We start from the raw sequence: 15,839 nt of genomic DNA, 5'->3' as shown, positions 1-15,839 counted from the left end.
TTGACCGCTTTATTTTAAGTACCCTTATAGTAAAGTGTTATATATACTATATAACACATACTTTACCTTGTAGTTTGCACTTAAAGTAAAGCACTTTACTTATTATAGTTAAAGTAAAGTATATAGCAAATTAAAATAGGATTAAATAATGAATTATTTCACACGAGCCTATTTAAGAGCCTCTACAAATGAGCAAGATGTTAATAGAGCAAGAGAAACGTTGATCAAATTTGCAGAAGAGCATAATCTAAATATCTGTACCTTTTATGCTGAAAATAAATCAGGGGCAACACTTGACCGACCTGAATTAGTTAGATTGTTAAATGATAGTCAAGAAAATGACATACTGTTGATTGAAGATATAGACAGATTAAGCAGGTTAAATAATTCTGATTGGCAAAAGCTAAAAGATAAAATACGTGAAAAAAAATTACGCATTGTCGCAGTTAACGTACCTACAACATGGAGTCAAACTTATAATCAAAGTGGTAATGAGTTTGACCAAAGAATCTTATCTGCTATTAATGACTTACTATTGGATATGTTAGCTTCATTTGCAAGACGAGACTATGAACAAAGAAGAGAAAGACAAGCTCAAGGAATTAAAAAGGCAAAAAAACAAGGTAAATTTAAAGGTCGTAAAACCGATGTTAAGCTATATAAATCAATTGTGAAGTTAACTAAGGCAGGGCATACTTATAAAGAAATTATTGAGTTACTTGGATGTAGTTCGAGGACAATTTCTAAAGCTAAGAAATGGAATGAAGCCCAGGAACAAGAAAAACTTAACGAAGATCTTGCCTTAAAATTCCCAGTCTATCACGATATATTAAATGAGTAATTGAGAAAAAAGGGTTTTATGATTATAATCATCCAAAGCCCTTTTTAAATAAGGCTTTAAGACAATAACCGTCTTGTTAACCACCGCACAGGTGGCTTAGAAAAAACTGGAGCATACGCTTATGGTTGAAATAGGGTTAACCACCGCACAGGTGGCTTAGAAAGCCAAAGTAGTCAAAACGTCATAGTTAGCTAGGTTAACCACCGCACAGGTGGCTTAGAAATTTAAACCCTCAATGTTCGCATAGTATTCGCCGTTAACCACCGCACAGGTGGCTTAGAAAAAAAGCTGAATCTTATCCTTAGGTTCATAAGTGTTAACCACCGCACAGGTGGCTTAGAAAAAATACAACAATAACCTTCGTTGGGGGCATTTGTTAACCACCGCACAGGTGGCTTAGAAAACCATCACGTTGCGATATATCCCCTAAAAGCTGTTAACCACCGCACAGGTGGCTTAGAAATTAATACCTTCCCACAAATCAGAAAAAGCACCGTTAACCACCGCACAGGTGGCTTAGAAAATATATAGTTGGTGGTTTTATTGCTCGTATTAGTTAACCACCGCACAGGTGGCTTAGAAATAATGCTGAAACTGCTAAAGCGATTGAAAACGGTTAACCACCGCACAGGTGGCTTAGAAATTTTGAACAAAAAATATTATATTGTTCTTAGAGTTAACCACCGCACAGGTGGCTTAGAAAAGCGACAACAAAAAATCCGATCACTTAGCAATCGGATTTTTGATTAAAACTATTTGTTACGACCACCAGTTCCAGGCGGATTATTATCACGTCCACCACCAGATGGATTACCAGTCGTGCTAGGCCATCCTGCCCCTTGATTAGAAACTAATTTAACTATCATAATCTATTCCTTACATTAAGTTAGCTTGATATTTAATTATTAATTTTAGCATTTTTCTCACCCTTATTATCAACAACATTGCTATCAGTATTATTATTAAGGAACATGATAGCTGAAATTAAAACGACAAGAATTACAACCAGTAAGATTAGTAAAAAACCAAGCATTTTTATTACTCCTTATCAAATACAGGCTTACCGTTTTTTTCAAGATATGTTTGCTTACAGTTTGGGTAATCGCTACACCCAAAAAAGCTATATTTCTTTTTTGTCTTAGGCGACGTGCCTTTATGATGAACCAGGGGTTTACCGCACGACTTACAAGAATGATCTGTTTTGGTTTGCATATTGCGTTTTTTCTTACTCACCCCCTTAGCAACTGGTTTACCGCCTTTATCGGCCATTGTCTGCTTACACGGATTATCTTCGTCGTTATAGCCACTACACCCCCAAAAATAGCCTTTAGACCCCTTAATACGCCTTAATGGACGACTACAACTAGGGCATTTATGTACTTCAGCAATTTCAAGAGTAGTATTTTTCAATCTATCTACTTCAGGTGCTATGGCATCTTTAACTACCTGGTCAACAAAATTATAAACATCCTCTATAGTCTTAATTTCTAATTGTTTTTCATGCCAAATCGCTGTCATATCAGGATAACGAATAACATCATCGAGCGTGTCATAAAGATTTTGCCCTAGCTTCGTACTAACGATTTTCTTTTTATGTTCTGTAATATACCCTCTATCAAATAACGTTTTTAAAATCGTGTGCCTGGTTGCTGAAGTACCAATACCCCCATGTTCATCTTCTTTACCTTTATCTTTAGCACGTAACACTTTAGCCAATTGAGGATCTTTAACATGATTGGCAACCCTGGTTAATTCACGTAAAAGGGTAGCTTCAGTGTATAGACTAGGTGGCTTAGTTTCTTTAGTAGCATAAGATGCGTTACTACATAGCCCATTCATAGACTGGCTTAAATTCCTTAAATCTAAATTTACTGTTTCTTTATCCTCTTCAGTTTCATCATTACCAATATCATTTTTATATAAAGGCTTCCAACCCTGATTTTTATCGACCTTAGAGGAAACTTTAAATTTATAACCATTAACATCTAATTCTATAACGGTACTATCATAAACATAATTAGGGTAGAACTGTGCCAGGTATGATCTAGCAATTAAAAGATAAATATTCTTTTCATCTTCGCTTAGGTTATTAATATTAGCGATTGTATCAGTTGGTATAATTGCATGGTGAGCACTTACTTTACTGCTATTAAAAACACGCCCTTTAATTGAAGCGTCACAATTACTAATTGCACCTTTTAGAATATCAGCAGTAGAAGAAATTGCGTTTAAAACCTCTTCTGAATTTTCAAACTGTTCATCACTTAAATATTGGCAATCACTTCTATTGTATGTAATAAGTTTATGTTTCTCTCTCAAACTTTGGGTGATAGCTAGAGTTTTATCAGATTTTAAACCAAATTTTCTTGAGGCATCTTGTTGTAATTTAATTAGGTTATACGGCAACGGAGGCGATTTAGATTTTTCAGAAGTCTTGATATTTATAATCGTAGCTTGTTGACCCTCGCATCCCTCAACTATTCTTTTGGCTACCTCTTCACTACTTAGATTACCTTTATCATTAACTGTATCAGCCTCGCTAGGCTGATATTTAGCAGTAAATTTAACATCATCAATCGTAAAATCAGCCGTTACAGTATAGAAGTAAGTTTTTTTATGTTCCTGATTTTCTCGATCACGCCTAACAATTAAACCAAGTACAGGCGTTTGAACTCGACCAATCGAAAGAACCCCCTGCCCACCGCTTTGTTGAGATTTTATAGTGTAAGCCCTGGATAAATTATAACCGAAAGTCTGATCAGCTATAGAACGTGCTTCAGCTCTAAATCCCAAGTGTTCATATTCACTGTTTGGCTTCATATTATCGAGTGCTTTTCGCACAAGTTTAGTAGTATTATCATTAATTAAAATCCTTTTAACAGGCTTTGTATTATTGAAATACCTTAACAACTCATCAACTAAATATTGACCTTCATCATCTGGATCACCTGCATTAACAACTTCATCTGCTTTATCAAGCAACTCTTTTATTGTATTAACTTGCTTCTGCTTATCAGGATCACATTTGTATTTAACAGGTTTAAAATTAAAAGGTAAGTCAGATAATGACCATGTAGCATACTTAGGATCATAATCTTTAGGATTATAAAGAGTCAGCATGTGACCGAAACAATAAGCTACACAGTCATCACCTTTAATATAGTATCCATCTTTTTTGTCAAATCCGCCCCCTAAACCCTCACATATTGCCCTGGCTAATTCAGGTTTTTCAGCTATAAATAGTCTCATCTTCATACCTTATAAAGTTAAAAAAACCGTATTGAAAGGTCAATACGGTTGTAATGTTAAATAAATAATTACGTGCGACGATAGACCTAGTAATTCAATTCGTTTTCTTGTTTTTTCTCAAGTTCTTTCTGTTTACCGATTTCATGATCATTACTCTTTTGCAGAATGTCGCCTTTACCACCACTATCATATCTAATCTTACTAAAACCCTTTTCGTCGTTTTCTTGTATGCCTGGTAGGTTTTCAGTTTCATGAATAACAAATTTACCAGTTTTAGTTTTTTGAATAGTGACATCTTCACCAACATCAACAATATTGCCTGAATACGTGCGACCAGGTTTAGCTATCTCAGTTTGACCATCTTCAGATAATTCTTTATGCTTCTTATAAACTTCATTTGAAACCACAGGTTGCCCCCCCAACCCTCTTTCTTCAATTATTTTATTGAGATCTTTAATAATCTCTTTTTCGGCTTCCTTTTCATTGCCATCATTGTTAGCTACATAAAGAGATGCGTTAGAAGAAACAGCCTCAAACTCTTGATGTTTAATTCTACCTCTAACCTGCTCTTCTAATTGCCAACCAGTAGGTTTTATTTCATCACCAGGCATATCAGGATCATTATCAAACTTCATACTATCTTCATACTCTTCAGACAATTGCCCCAAAATCTTACCTACTTCTTTTTTTTCAATTTCTACACCATTATCAGTATAATGTTCGTCCTTAAAACTCTCTATATCAGCTTCCCAATCTGATTTAGATGGAGTTTTTTTCATAATGATATGTACTTGTTTATCACTCAATTCATAATCTTTAGATAAACTTTCTTTAAACTCAAGTCTTTGCTTATCCCACTCGTCACGAGTTAATTTTTTTTCGTTACCAATATCCATATTTTTCATAATTAACCTCTTACACTTTTAATAAATTTTTGACATATAAAGGATCAAAAAAAACCTCTTTGAGTTTGCGACGATCAAAGTAAAGAACAACATCAACGGTGGAATATAAAATCATTTTAATAGCTTCAAGATCTACCGTTTTACCAACTTCAGAAGATTTAATAAGCCCTGAAATACGATCAAAAGTATGTACTGCACTGTTAGCGTGTACTGTCGTTATTCCCCCTGGATGACCAGTGTTTAAACTCATTAAATATTCCCACGTTTCAGCCCCTCGAAGCTCTGCTAAGAGTATTCTGTCAGGACTAATACGCATACATGCCATTAACGCATCAAAAGGCGATATACGGCCTTTAGATGCCCCAAACATCATGTGAAGATGGTTTGGGTGATTAGGTAAATGTAATTCATGTACATCTTCAATCGTTACAATACGTTCATCACTTGGGATTTTTAGAATTAAACCCTTTGCAAAAGTAGTCTTACCTGAACCTGTTTTACCTGCTATCACAATATTCTTATGATACAGCACACATTTTTCTAAAAACTCTTCGATTTTACCGTCAGCTTTTAGTTGCACAAGTTCTTTATCTTTATCGGTTATTCCATCAACATCTATATAACTTGCAGGATTAGTATTAAAACTTTTGTCAACCCAATTAGTAAATGAACCTGTGTTAGCCAACTGCTCTAAAGTAAAAACCGTATCACTATGCTTACGAATAGTAAAAGATACTTGATGATCCAAAGTTGCAGGTTGTCTTAGTACCTGGCAACGACTGCCATCAGGCATAAGCAATGAACCGATAGGTACTTCTCTCATATTATTAAAAGCAAAAACCGCAGTGATTAATGAGTTGATATGCTCTTGGGTCAATTCATCTACACTAAATCGCTTCCAATTATCAGCACCTTTAGTCCATATATAACCAGGTTCATTAATGGTAATTTCAGTTACGTTTTTATCATCAAGATAAGGCGTTAATGGCTTTAACATTAAATTAACTGTTAATGCTTCATGATCATTACTTCTATCTAACATACTATCGCCTATTCTGTTGGTTTAAGATCGTAAACATTGCCAAAATAAACATCACGAGCAACATATATACTAATTCTATCGCCCTGATGTTTAATCAGTGACGGTTTAATATTCATAGTCTCTTCTAAAATTGACGCTGTTACTTCGCTTGCCGACTTAGAAGTCTCTTCTAATTGAATGTTAGTATTGTCACCACCAATGGTTCTGTTAGCAATTCTTTCACTCAATGCTTCGCCTAGATCGTCAACTAATGAAATAAGCATAGCACCACCGAAACGCTTCCAAAACTTACTATCGACACGCCCTGTATGACCTGCTTCACCTAAAGAACCTGCCCCAGGGCTATTTATGTCAATAATAACGCCCTTTGGTGTTTCAATTCTATTCCACAATACAAACACTCTACTTTGACCTTGTTGCAACCCACCTTTATACTCACCAGTAATTTTACTGCCTCGATCAATTAAAACCACTCGACCGGTAGCACTGTAAATATTGCGAGTAACGGTACAACTCATCATGCCAATTACTGTACTATCAAATTTAGTATCGAGGACACAATCTATCATATTACCTTTGGTAAGCATCATATCTCGATCATTCATTTTTACCGCTGAAGAAGCAGACAAGGTTGCAGGGGATAATTTAGTAGCTAATGGATCGTTATTATCATTACCATTATCATTAGAACGTCCTGCTACACCTGAAGTATCACTACTTGAATTACTACCAATATTTGAACCAGGTAAACTAAATCCTGCTGAATAAATCCGCTGTTTTCTTAACTCTTCAGGAGTTGGAGGCTCTTCAACTTCGATGGGTTCATTGGGAGTCATACCAAAAGATTGTTGAGGTTGTTCATACGGTGGTGGCTCTACAACCCTTTCTTGAACATAAGGTTCAGGAGGTGGCTCTACCGTAGTAAATGTGGGTTCAGGTGAAGATGTTCCTGCTATACCTGAAGTATCAGGCTCATTATCTTCTACAATCAAACTATCATCATCAGCATTAATTGTTGATAAAGGATCATATTCACCTACATCTTGTTCCACATATTCACGACCAAAATCACGCTGTTCAGGTCGTTGAAATGATGCTTGTGTCTCGTCTTTTATTTCAGTATCATCAGCATCTTTAAAAAACATTAAGTAACCAACCATAGCAGTTGCTACGATTGATCCAAACAGTAACAGTACAAAAACGATTGCTTTTTGACCACGTTTAGTTATCTTTTTTTGCTTAGATAACTCGCTTTCACCTCTAACGTCATCTAACGTCTCTTCATCAGCTTCAGGTTGTACGATAGTATCATCGTATTCACTTTGATAAACTTCATCGTCAGAGTCAAAAGGTACAAAGTTGTCATTATCACGATTATTACTCATTTACTCTTCCCCCACTACAACACGTTCAACGTTTGGCGAAATTGTTCCAGTCGTATTAGTCGCACCACGTCTCACACTATCGTTATAAATATCTAAAACTTGTTCGCCTAATCTTAAACGCCACTGGTAGCCTGTTTTGTGCATAACAACCGTGCCGTTACCATTACCCTCTATTGTTTTATTAACCATTTGTTCTGTACCATAACCATCAGAACCATCAGGATTAACATTATAAATAGCAGGTAGATCTACGTTACCCATAAACTTAAAGTATGTGAATGTTCCATCATCGTAAACATGGTTAGGTGCTATTGTGTAATCACCTTTCATACTGTAATTAAGATTGTAGATCTTAGTGGTATAAGCCCCATCTAATCTTTCTTCTACAACCTTTTTAGCTTTGGCAATTTTTTCTTGCTCATGCTCTTCATTTGGATAAGTAAACTCGACTTGATACATATCTTCTATGTTGACACTTTCATCGACGAAATTTACCTTAAACATATAATTATGCTTGTTAGTAACAACGCTTAAATTAGTAGTACCCAAAGGTTGAGCAGGTTTTAAAAACAAATAGTTTTTAAAATGACCGATATGCCAGGCTTCACTATCACCGATAGCATGAGCTTCATACTCTTCACCATCACCGAATACAACTTGAGTTACTACCCCTGGCTTAACGGCCAACTCAACAACATCATGTTGATTATAAGTAACTGTAGTGATCCTTTCGTCAAATCCTGCCGATAGTGGTAATTGGGCTGAATATCCGACACAAGGGGCAAATAAACTTGCAATTAAAAAAGTCCGTTTTATCATGATATATTTTCCTTATCCACTCGATATGAAGTGACGACAAAACCTAAAGGATTGATTAAACGAATATCATCATCAATACTGGCTTGAACATACTCATAGGTTAAAGTAGCTATCCAATTTTCAACAAAAGATGAACCATTGCTATCCGTGGTTCTAGTCTCAAAACGTATAGTAGCTAATGAATTTTCAATATCAGGCACGACCGAAATAATATTAACTTCACGCATCCCAGTTCTGCCAAGCAATTCATCACGAGCAGTACCTTTAGACGGATCGTAAATATCTTGATATTGCATAGCTACCTGATCACTACTCATTAGTGTTACTTTGTCATAATCAGATTGAATATTTTGATAGTTATAACTTTCATAACTTCTAACATACTGTGCTATAAAGTATTCATCGACAACCTCACCGTAAGACTTCTCTTGCTCATTTAGCGTTGATACAGTTTCAACCGCACCAGTAGTATTATCAACTCTTAATACAAAAGGCTCTTGGTGTGTTACGGGCATAAATTGATGATACAACACAGTTAAGATCGCAAAAGTGAAACAGACAAGCCCAACTTTACGCCATGTAGAACGTGAATTTACAATCTCTTGCATATAATCACGTTCAAGCCCACGAGTACCTGCTAAATAAGCGTTCCACTCATTCTTATCATGACTAGATACATCACTAGATTTATTTTTTTTCATCTTATTTAGCATCATCGACCCCTTTTTTTACGATTATCAGCGTTGGTACATCTTCGCTTTGTGATACATACTCGACCACTTCAGGTAATTCATACGGTTGTAACTCGATGGGTACTGATTTATTTACCACAACACGCTTAGACCAACTACTCACCTGATTAGGTTTTTTTGGGTACGTTTGGCAACCAACTAAAAACGATAGGCAAAGCGAACCTATTAGAAGATTTTTCATAAACTTCTACCTTATTAAATGTTAAGTTAAAATGGATTATCTATTTTTTATCAGGGTTTCTATGGTTAGATGATTGTTGGCGGTAATAGTCTGGATAACCCTGTTTCATTTCTTGACGTGATTTATTAAATTCATGCCTTGCCCCTCTAGCAGAAGCAATTTTGCCCTGGCCACCGCTACGAGCCTGTTTGTATTTATCTACCGCAGATTTACCTGCTATACCTGCTCTAGCACCACCTGCTACACCTGCTGTTGCACCAATAGCACCACCTGCAACCGCCCCTGCACCTGCGCCTGCAATTTTACCCATAGCAGTACCAACCGCACCACCTGCCCCCGCTGTTAACTGTGAGACATATTGAGGTATAGTGATCAATACAGCCATACATAAGACACCGATAAATGCAAACGTTGCACTATCAATAAAACCCTCGCTCTCTTGAGTAATTTCCAAAGCAGTAAGGTTGTCTTGAAAAAATCCTGCAAAGATTGAGAAAACGGCAAGTACAAAAATGGTAGTTAAAATAGTGTTAATAATTTGACCGACCCACGACCAAAAGAATTGTTGCGTTGGCTTCCAAATTAAACACGCTATGAAGATCGGCCCGACCCCAAGCATCAAAGCTAAAACAACTTTTGCGACAAATAACCAAATCGTACCTACAACACAGCAAAGTAAAGTACCAATAAAAACAAGCGAACCATAAATATAGGGAGCAAGATTTACACCAGTTAAACCAACTTCACCCTCATTAAAGTATTGACCTGCATTGTATGTTCCCAGGCTAAATAAACTTTCGATAGCTTCGGCCGCATTTTGACCAGTTGCAACATTACTACCTTGTATCGCACCACTCATTAAAGATGCAACAAGGTCATCAGGTAACGTTAGTAAAGAATCTATGATATATGTTTGATACATTGCAGACGTTAAAGCCATTGACATAATCACAGAAGCCCATAACATACGCCAGGCTAATTCTTTGAATGGTCTATCGAGCATCCCATAAACTGCCATAATACCCATGACAATAAAAGTTAAGGTTAGCCCCCCCACGACCAGGGGAGCAATTTCAGTAGCTATGTTCGCTGAAAAATTTTCAGCGAAAATTGACAAAGCATTATCTATACGCTCAAACGCTTTTGATAAAAACTTTGGAACTGCACCGCTATAACCTGCCATAACTACCCCTGCTACCTATTGCCATTGGTGAACTTGTTTACCACCAGTTGAATTAAAGATAATCGAACTGGCTTTATGAGCATTTTCACAATTAATAACTGATTGTTCGTTCTCTTTACACTGCTCAAGAACTTGATCTAATGTTTCTTGATTTTCAATCAGATAATCAACTGTATAAGTCTCTTGGTTGTCGCATCCACTTAAAAAAACAAACAAACCCAATAAAAATAATTTTTTCATATCCATTACTGCCATTGGTGAACTTGTTTACCACCAGTTGAATTAAATTTACGAGCATGATCAAGTCTTTGTTGCTGTTCCATTTCTTTTTCAGCTTGACGCATCATGCTAACCATCTGAAGCTGATTAGTTTGTAACTGCAACATCGCATTTTCAACTTGAATACGATTAAGTAAATCGGCCGCCGCTTTTGGATCATTTTGCAAATCTACAGAATTAGCCATTCGCTGAATTTGCTCAAAGCGTTGTGTACTTTTTGCAAACATATCATCTAGCTTAATTTTATTTTGCATTGTTGACATACGTTGCGAATTAGCCAACTGCTCTAAAATCTGCTTTTGTGAGCCTGTTAAACGTTGCTGTTGCTCTAATTGAGCAATTTTGTCTGCCATACCTGCCCAGTTACCACTTTGGTAATCTTGATACATGCCTTGCATTTCAGCAGGTAGGTATTTACCGTACTGATTAAATAATCTGCCAATATCCCGATCACCGCGGAATTGTTTGTATTGAGCTACCGCTTGATCGTATTGTTGCTTAGCTTGTTGTAACTGTTGTAGCTGTCTAGCAAATGAAGAAGCATCAAAAACTGGCACACCTGCCCCATAACTTGCCGTACTGATTAAAGCAGTTGGAGCAAGTAACGCTGATGAAAGCGTAGCAACAAGCAATTTATTTTTTAAAGTTTTCATGAATTACACCTCTCGATTAAGTTAAAAATTAACGGTTAGCTAACCGCTTTCGCTCATACTATACCCATGCTCTTCATAAAAGATGGGTAGCCAATCATTAGGATTATCAGAACCGATACGCTCAATTATTTCTCTAACTAATTCAGCATTATCAGGCGTTCCCGATAGCACTAACATTTCACGATCAAAATTAGGCAAGTGGAATTTAAGCATTGATGATTGATTAGTATCAACATCATTACCACCCTGCTTAACTAAAAATTGATATGATTTACCTGGAATGTTTTTAACTAACTCAAATTCTGTTTCAGTTAATTTTAATCCGTCCACATAATCTTCATAATCTGCTGTCGGATTTTCAAGTAAAATCTTAGTAGCACATTGGCTAACGATCGTCTTAGCAACTGGACTACTTAAAGCATCGTGTGGCTCTTGTGACGCAAAAACACAAAGCCCACCCTCTTTACGAATTGTTTTTAACTTGTTTTTAAATAGGTTTTGAAAGTATTCATCCTGTATTAACTTCCAAAATTCATCGAAGAAATATATAAACGGTTCACCATTTAATAGCTGTTGTGTTCTGTATGTTAAATACATGACAATAGATGATCTTAATTCAGGAACATCTAAAAAATCAGTAACATCAAAGCCATAAACACGGTATTTAGTAACATCTAATGTATCTTCAGGATTATCAAAAACCCATCCATACTCACCACCCTCACACCATTTATCAAGACGCTGTTTAACCGTTGGTCTTTCATCATCACCTGTAATTGGATTAGGCAAGCCTTGCTTGAAAATAGCTAAACGTCTATTTTCATATTCATGATTAAAGATGATTGTAATTGCTTTATTTAATTCCTGTTCATCATTAAAACTAATACCATACCCATCATCTTCAAGTAAGTTATACAACCACCGCTTAATAAATTTACGGTTTTCAGCCGTATCTTCTAATTTAAGAGGATTAAAGCCAGTTGGTTCACCTAGTTTAAGAGGTAAATAGCACCCCCCTACTGCCCTAACAAACACTTCCATACCATAGTCTTTATCAAAAGCAACGACACGCAAATTAGGTATGCTCATTGCTTGTGCCAACATAAACGAACATAACGTCGTTTTACCTGCACCAGTTTTACCAAGCACTAAGGTATTACCGTCATATTTTTTAAATAGTGAATTTTCGTATTTTGGGCTTAAATGAAAATTGAAGAAATAAGGCGACCCTGAAAGCGATTTAAACATCGTGATCGCTTGACCCCAAGGATTACCGTCTAACTTACCTGTCATGTGATTATGCAAGCTATTAAACGACCAAAAATTCAAAGAAGTGATAGGGGCAGGGCGTGTTCTATAAGAGAAGTTACCAGGTAACTGTGCAAAAAACCCTGCTTCTAATGCTAAATCAACATAAGTGGGAATGATCCCAACTTCGGTAAGATCCGTAGAAATGTACTGTAGGCTATTTCTAACTGCACTAGGCGACTTATCGTAAAGGCATACTGTCATGTGGTGTTCACCCATGACAAAAGAACCTGATGCCAATTGATCTAGGGCGTGATCCATTTGCTCAACTTGAGAAACGGCCACATCTTCAGAGTCAATTAAATGCTTTTTATGACGCTTCAAAAATCCGAGTGAAGCTACTTTTGATAAAATAGTGAATGATTGAGTAATAACCATTTCACAATCAGCTTGTAATAAAAGATTAAAGTGACCTGGTACAGTAATATTGTCGTACTCTTTAATCTCTATCATGCCAAAAAATTCAGAATTTTGAGTATGGCGTATCTCACCAATCTCACCATGTTCTGAAAAAACCAAGCGTTCAGTTGATAGGTAGTTATAATAATTCTCTCTAGTAACTGGTACTCTTTTTTGTTCGTGAGTTACGAGGTAAGAAAAAAGCTCTAGCATTTGACAAAAGCGTCTGCCTTTATGCTCATAAACGCCTATACGAGTAGGCTCATACATACGCAAACCTGAAATAAGCAAATCAACAATATCTACTAATTTTTGGATATAGGCTTCTTGTTGCTCTATACGCTCATTTAGTTTTGTTTTTTCAAACCTGGCAAAAAAACCAGTTGTTTTATCTATAATTGGACGATAGCAAATAGTGATATATATCTCGTTTACCATCAAGCTAGTACGTTTAAACACATTGGAGTACTTATCAGATACTTGCTTACAAAACACATTATCATACAGTTTAGGATCAACTTGACGCTCTTTACGCCTTACAACATGAGTCCAAAAACTAACGTGTTCCATATCTTGACCAGGTATAGATCTCATATTGGTATTAAGATCACGCACCCATCTGTTAACTTCCTCAATATCTGCCGATATATGAGCACGACCAACTAATTTAATAACAGAAACGTAATCACCGTTTTTTGTTGCGATAATATTATCTGTAACATGATGCGAAAATGGTATCTGTTGGGCTATGCTACGTTCTTTTTTAATAAAATCAGGTATAGTTAAATCCACAATAAACCCCGTTATTTTTTAATAGTTTTACTTGACCAAGACTTCCATTCGTTTTTTAACTTTAAGGGTGTATAACTCGTCCCCCCCCAAAATCTTTTAACTTTGGTATTACATCTTTTCTTTGTATCTAGCCACAATCCCCATTGCCTAAAGGCTTGATCATCTTTTTTAGCAATCATTCGCATTACTACAAAAACAAAAGGAAATATGATCCATACAAAAATACTAATTAGAGTTGATAATAGTCCTACCCCAATGAACGCCCACATTAAAGCTACTGTAGGTACACCAAATAACATGGGCGGTCTTGTTGCACCTTTGTATAAATCATACATCCTTAGATACCTCAAATTAGTTATTAATAACTGATTACCAAATCAAACCTACAATCTCGTTGGCTGAACCAATTATGATAATTCCTACAACCGCTTTAACGAACCAGGATTTATCAAGAAACCCTGCCATGTAACCTGCACCTGCTAAAATAAATGCGATTACACAACCCACACGTAGAACTGGTAAAATTGCTTCTTGAAACTTTTCCATGCCACTTTGTGCTCTAGATAACCCACCTGCCGCATAGGCAAAATCTGGCATCATTAAAAGCGTAATAGCAACTGCTATCATCAAAGCAATAGAAAAAAACTTTTTCATTTGTAACTGGTTTACGTTACCGTAAGTTGCAACAGAATTTAACATTTAAAACCTCACTATATTGAATTAAAAACATCAGTTAATGGCTGTGTAAACACATCGCCATTAAACACTTTGGGTTGAACATCCTCTTGGGATCTTTCTATCAATTTAGCTTCTGCTAAATCGTTAACTGGAATGTCACTACTTACCGCTTTTACTTGTAACGACTCTGCATAATCAGCTAAAGCCAACCCATCTTGAGGCAATGCTTGCTGTGCAATGATAGGTTGAGTTTTGCTTGGTGGTACAGGTAGCGGTAATTGACGTGGTACAGGCAGTGGGGATTGGCTATTGCGATAGCCAATCAGATGATTAAATACTTTAGTAACATAAGGAGGTTGACCAACAAAATCTGCTCTAAAGCCAGTTTTGAAATTACCTGAATAGTAACAAGACATAGCTAATCGCAATTTACCGTCATAGCTATATTTTTGTCCAAAAGTAGCGTTAGCACGTTTAAAACAATTGTTGAATATGCTTGCACCAACTCTAATGTTAGTACAAGGATCAAACATATTGCTTTCATTTAAGTTGTAATGATTGAAATTTACTTTATTCACTTGCATTAAGCCAACACTGTAATTTTTGCCCTGGCTTTTTAATTTACGTACTGCCCTGATCGCTTCATTTAGATTTGTTGGTTGCCGTATAGAACCATCAACCACACCAATAGCGAAAGGATTAAAAGACGACTCAGTACGTGCAATAGATGCTACTACCTCTTTTTCAAGATTGGGAGCACATTGTTGTGCAAGTGCATAAAATTCAATCATCTAACCGCCCCTTATTTAATTAAATAGCTCTTTAAAAAACAGCCCTTTAAAAACGATGCTTAGAGTATGGTGCGTTATCAATGTGCATCGTAAATTCATATTTAGCACCGTCAGGTGTCATCAACATTGTATTGTCATACCATTCTTGACGAGGTACATTAATTCTTTCTATTTCACCGCCTACCCTTTTACTGTATGAATAAGCAGGTATAGAACCATTAGAGTTACCTTTTACACAGGCTCTAGCTTTGTAACGATCGCCAAGAAATAAAAACCCTCTATCATCATCGTCAACTAATTCAGACATGACCCCACCATTTACCCGTACTCTTCTGTTTAAATTGGCAGGTTTTACGCCATTATGATAAAGAACATTGTTACGTCCTTGTCTATAACCACTAGGGCAATCAGGCGTTAAATTTGCTCGGCGGTATGTAACAAAACTACCTTCGCTTTTAGAGTCTCGACCATCCGACAGTTTACAAGTCGGCAAGCCTTTACCTCTGCTTAAATCTCGCATAACTTCTTTTACAGTTGGAGCACACTCACTAATCCCCATTGGGTTAGGAGCACCCATACAAA

General features: G+C 36.3%; 16 protein-coding genes and 1 CRISPR repeat array. Of the genes, 1 reads left to right on the top strand and 15 read right to left on the bottom strand.

Annotation, left to right across the window (positions count from 1 at the left end; translation table 11 throughout):
- Positions 1 to 148: 148 nt before the first annotated feature.
- Positions 149 to 841 (top strand): recombinase family protein, encoded by a 693-nt coding sequence (locus tag AC21OG_RS12380; protein WP_487378381.1) that lies wholly within the window; start codon positions 149 to 151, stop codon positions 839 to 841.
- 75 nt (positions 842 to 916) lie between these two features.
- A CRISPR array of direct repeats spans positions 917 to 1,544; the repeat unit is 28 nt; unit sequence GTTAACCACCGCACAGGTGGCTTAGAAA.
- Between the two features lie 335 nt (positions 1,545 to 1,879).
- Here AC21OG_RS12380 and AC21OG_RS12375 read toward each other — a convergent pair.
- The 15 genes from AC21OG_RS12375 to AC21OG_RS12305 form a co-directional block, all read right to left on the bottom strand.
- Entirely contained in the window at positions 1,880 to 4,090 is a 2,211-nt protein-coding gene (locus tag AC21OG_RS12375; RefSeq protein ID WP_487378382.1) for a DNA topoisomerase 3, read from the bottom strand.
- An 86-nt stretch (positions 4,091 to 4,176) separates the two neighbouring features.
- Positions 4,177 to 4,995, bottom strand: a complete 819-nt coding sequence (locus AC21OG_RS12370) for a hypothetical protein (RefSeq protein WP_487378383.1) — start codon at positions 4,993 to 4,995, stop codon at positions 4,177 to 4,179.
- Between the two features lie 10 nt (positions 4,996 to 5,005).
- Positions 5,006 to 6,037: a P-type DNA transfer ATPase VirB11 gene (gene virB11 / locus AC21OG_RS12365; RefSeq protein ID WP_487378384.1), complete on the bottom strand. Its 1,032-nt coding sequence runs from the start codon at positions 6,035 to 6,037 to the stop codon at positions 5,006 to 5,008.
- A gap of 8 nt (positions 6,038 to 6,045) precedes the next feature.
- Entirely contained in the window at positions 6,046 to 7,422 is a 1,377-nt protein-coding gene (virB10, locus tag AC21OG_RS12360; protein ID WP_487378385.1) for a type IV secretion system protein VirB10, read from the bottom strand.
- Positions 7,423 to 8,241 (bottom strand): TrbG/VirB9 family P-type conjugative transfer protein, encoded by an 819-nt coding sequence (locus tag AC21OG_RS12355; RefSeq protein ID WP_487378386.1) that lies wholly within the window; start codon positions 8,239 to 8,241, stop codon positions 7,423 to 7,425.
- The gene (locus AC21OG_RS12350; protein ID WP_487378387.1) at positions 8,238 to 8,957 is read right to left on the bottom strand and encodes a VirB8 family type IV secretion system protein; all 720 of its coding nucleotides are present in this window, start codon (positions 8,955 to 8,957) and stop codon (positions 8,238 to 8,240) included. The genes AC21OG_RS12355 and AC21OG_RS12350 overlap by 4 nt, the downstream gene beginning before the upstream one ends.
- Entirely contained in the window at positions 8,944 to 9,174 is a 231-nt protein-coding gene (locus AC21OG_RS12345; RefSeq protein ID WP_487378388.1) for a hypothetical protein, read from the bottom strand. The genes AC21OG_RS12350 and AC21OG_RS12345 overlap by 14 nt, the downstream gene beginning before the upstream one ends.
- Before the next feature lie 40 nt (positions 9,175 to 9,214).
- Entirely contained in the window at positions 9,215 to 10,357 is a 1,143-nt protein-coding gene (locus AC21OG_RS12340) for a TrbL/VirB6 family protein (protein ID WP_487378389.1), read from the bottom strand.
- Between the two features lie 15 nt (positions 10,358 to 10,372).
- Positions 10,373 to 10,612 carry an EexN family lipoprotein gene (locus AC21OG_RS12335; protein ID WP_487378390.1) on the bottom strand — a complete coding sequence of 80 codons (240 nt, stop codon included), beginning with the start codon at positions 10,610 to 10,612 and terminating at the stop codon, positions 10,373 to 10,375.
- Positions 10,603 to 11,289: a type IV secretion system protein gene (locus tag AC21OG_RS12330; protein WP_487378391.1), complete on the bottom strand. Its 687-nt coding sequence runs from the start codon at positions 11,287 to 11,289 to the stop codon at positions 10,603 to 10,605. The genes AC21OG_RS12335 and AC21OG_RS12330 overlap by 10 nt, the downstream gene beginning before the upstream one ends.
- A gap of 39 nt (positions 11,290 to 11,328) precedes the next feature.
- A complete protein-coding gene (locus AC21OG_RS12325) occupies positions 11,329 to 13,788 on the bottom strand; it encodes a VirB4 family type IV secretion/conjugal transfer ATPase (RefSeq protein ID WP_487378392.1) in 2,460 nt (819 codons plus the stop codon).
- A gap of 11 nt (positions 13,789 to 13,799) precedes the next feature.
- Complete coding sequence (locus AC21OG_RS12320) at positions 13,800 to 14,123, bottom strand: VirB3 family type IV secretion system protein (RefSeq protein WP_487378393.1); 324 nt, start codon at positions 14,121 to 14,123, stop codon at positions 13,800 to 13,802.
- Positions 14,124 to 14,157: 34 nt separating this feature from the next.
- Entirely contained in the window at positions 14,158 to 14,487 is a 330-nt protein-coding gene (locus AC21OG_RS12315) for a TrbC/VirB2 family protein (RefSeq protein ID WP_487378394.1), read from the bottom strand.
- A gap of 11 nt (positions 14,488 to 14,498) precedes the next feature.
- On the bottom strand, positions 14,499 to 15,257 hold the full coding sequence (locus AC21OG_RS12310) for a lytic transglycosylase domain-containing protein (RefSeq protein WP_487378395.1): 759 nt from the start codon (positions 15,255 to 15,257) through the stop codon (positions 14,499 to 14,501).
- A gap of 46 nt (positions 15,258 to 15,303) precedes the next feature.
- The gene (locus tag AC21OG_RS12305) at positions 15,304 to 15,834 is read right to left on the bottom strand and encodes a hypothetical protein (RefSeq protein WP_491185095.1); all 531 of its coding nucleotides are present in this window, start codon (positions 15,832 to 15,834) and stop codon (positions 15,304 to 15,306) included.
- Positions 15,835 to 15,839 lie beyond the last annotated feature (5 nt).

This window comes from Psychrobacter sp. CX5, from assembly GCF_057621535.2.
This window is presented reverse-complemented; position numbering and strand designations above follow the sequence as displayed.

Coding starts and splice junctions, on each gene's coding strand:
- AC21OG_RS12335 (WP_487378390.1), bottom strand. CDS start 10,612: ATGGCAGTAATGGATATGAAAAAATTATTTTTATTGGGTTTGTTTGTT.
- AC21OG_RS12340 (WP_487378389.1), bottom strand. CDS start 10,357: ATGGCAGGTTATAGCGGTGCAGTTCCAAAGTTTTTATCAAAAGCGTTT.
- virB10 (WP_487378385.1), bottom strand. CDS start 7,422: ATGAGTAATAATCGTGATAATGACAACTTTGTACCTTTTGACTCTGAC.
- AC21OG_RS12305 (WP_491185095.1), bottom strand. CDS start 15,834: ATGGGTGCTCCTAACCCAATGGGGATTAGTGAGTGTGCTCCAACTGTA.
- AC21OG_RS12310 (WP_487378395.1), bottom strand. CDS start 15,257: ATGATTGAATTTTATGCACTTGCACAACAATGTGCTCCCAATCTTGAA.
- AC21OG_RS12350 (WP_487378387.1), bottom strand. CDS start 8,957: ATGATGCTAAATAAGATGAAAAAAAATAAATCTAGTGATGTATCTAGT.
- AC21OG_RS12375 (WP_487378382.1), bottom strand. CDS start 4,090: ATGAGACTATTTATAGCTGAAAAACCTGAATTAGCCAGGGCAATATGT.
- AC21OG_RS12345 (WP_487378388.1), bottom strand. CDS start 9,174: ATGAAAAATCTTCTAATAGGTTCGCTTTGCCTATCGTTTTTAGTTGGT.
- AC21OG_RS12370 (WP_487378383.1), bottom strand. CDS start 4,995: ATGAAAAATATGGATATTGGTAACGAAAAAAAATTAACTCGTGACGAG.
- AC21OG_RS12380 (WP_487378381.1), top strand. CDS start 149: ATGAATTATTTCACACGAGCCTATTTAAGAGCCTCTACAAATGAGCAA.
- AC21OG_RS12330 (WP_487378391.1), bottom strand. CDS start 11,289: ATGAAAACTTTAAAAAATAAATTGCTTGTTGCTACGCTTTCATCAGCG.
- virB11 (WP_487378384.1), bottom strand. CDS start 6,037: ATGTTAGATAGAAGTAATGATCATGAAGCATTAACAGTTAATTTAATG.
- AC21OG_RS12315 (WP_487378394.1), bottom strand. CDS start 14,487: ATGTTAAATTCTGTTGCAACTTACGGTAACGTAAACCAGTTACAAATG.
- AC21OG_RS12355 (WP_487378386.1), bottom strand. CDS start 8,241: ATGATAAAACGGACTTTTTTAATTGCAAGTTTATTTGCCCCTTGTGTC.
- AC21OG_RS12320 (WP_487378393.1), bottom strand. CDS start 14,123: ATGTATGATTTATACAAAGGTGCAACAAGACCGCCCATGTTATTTGGT.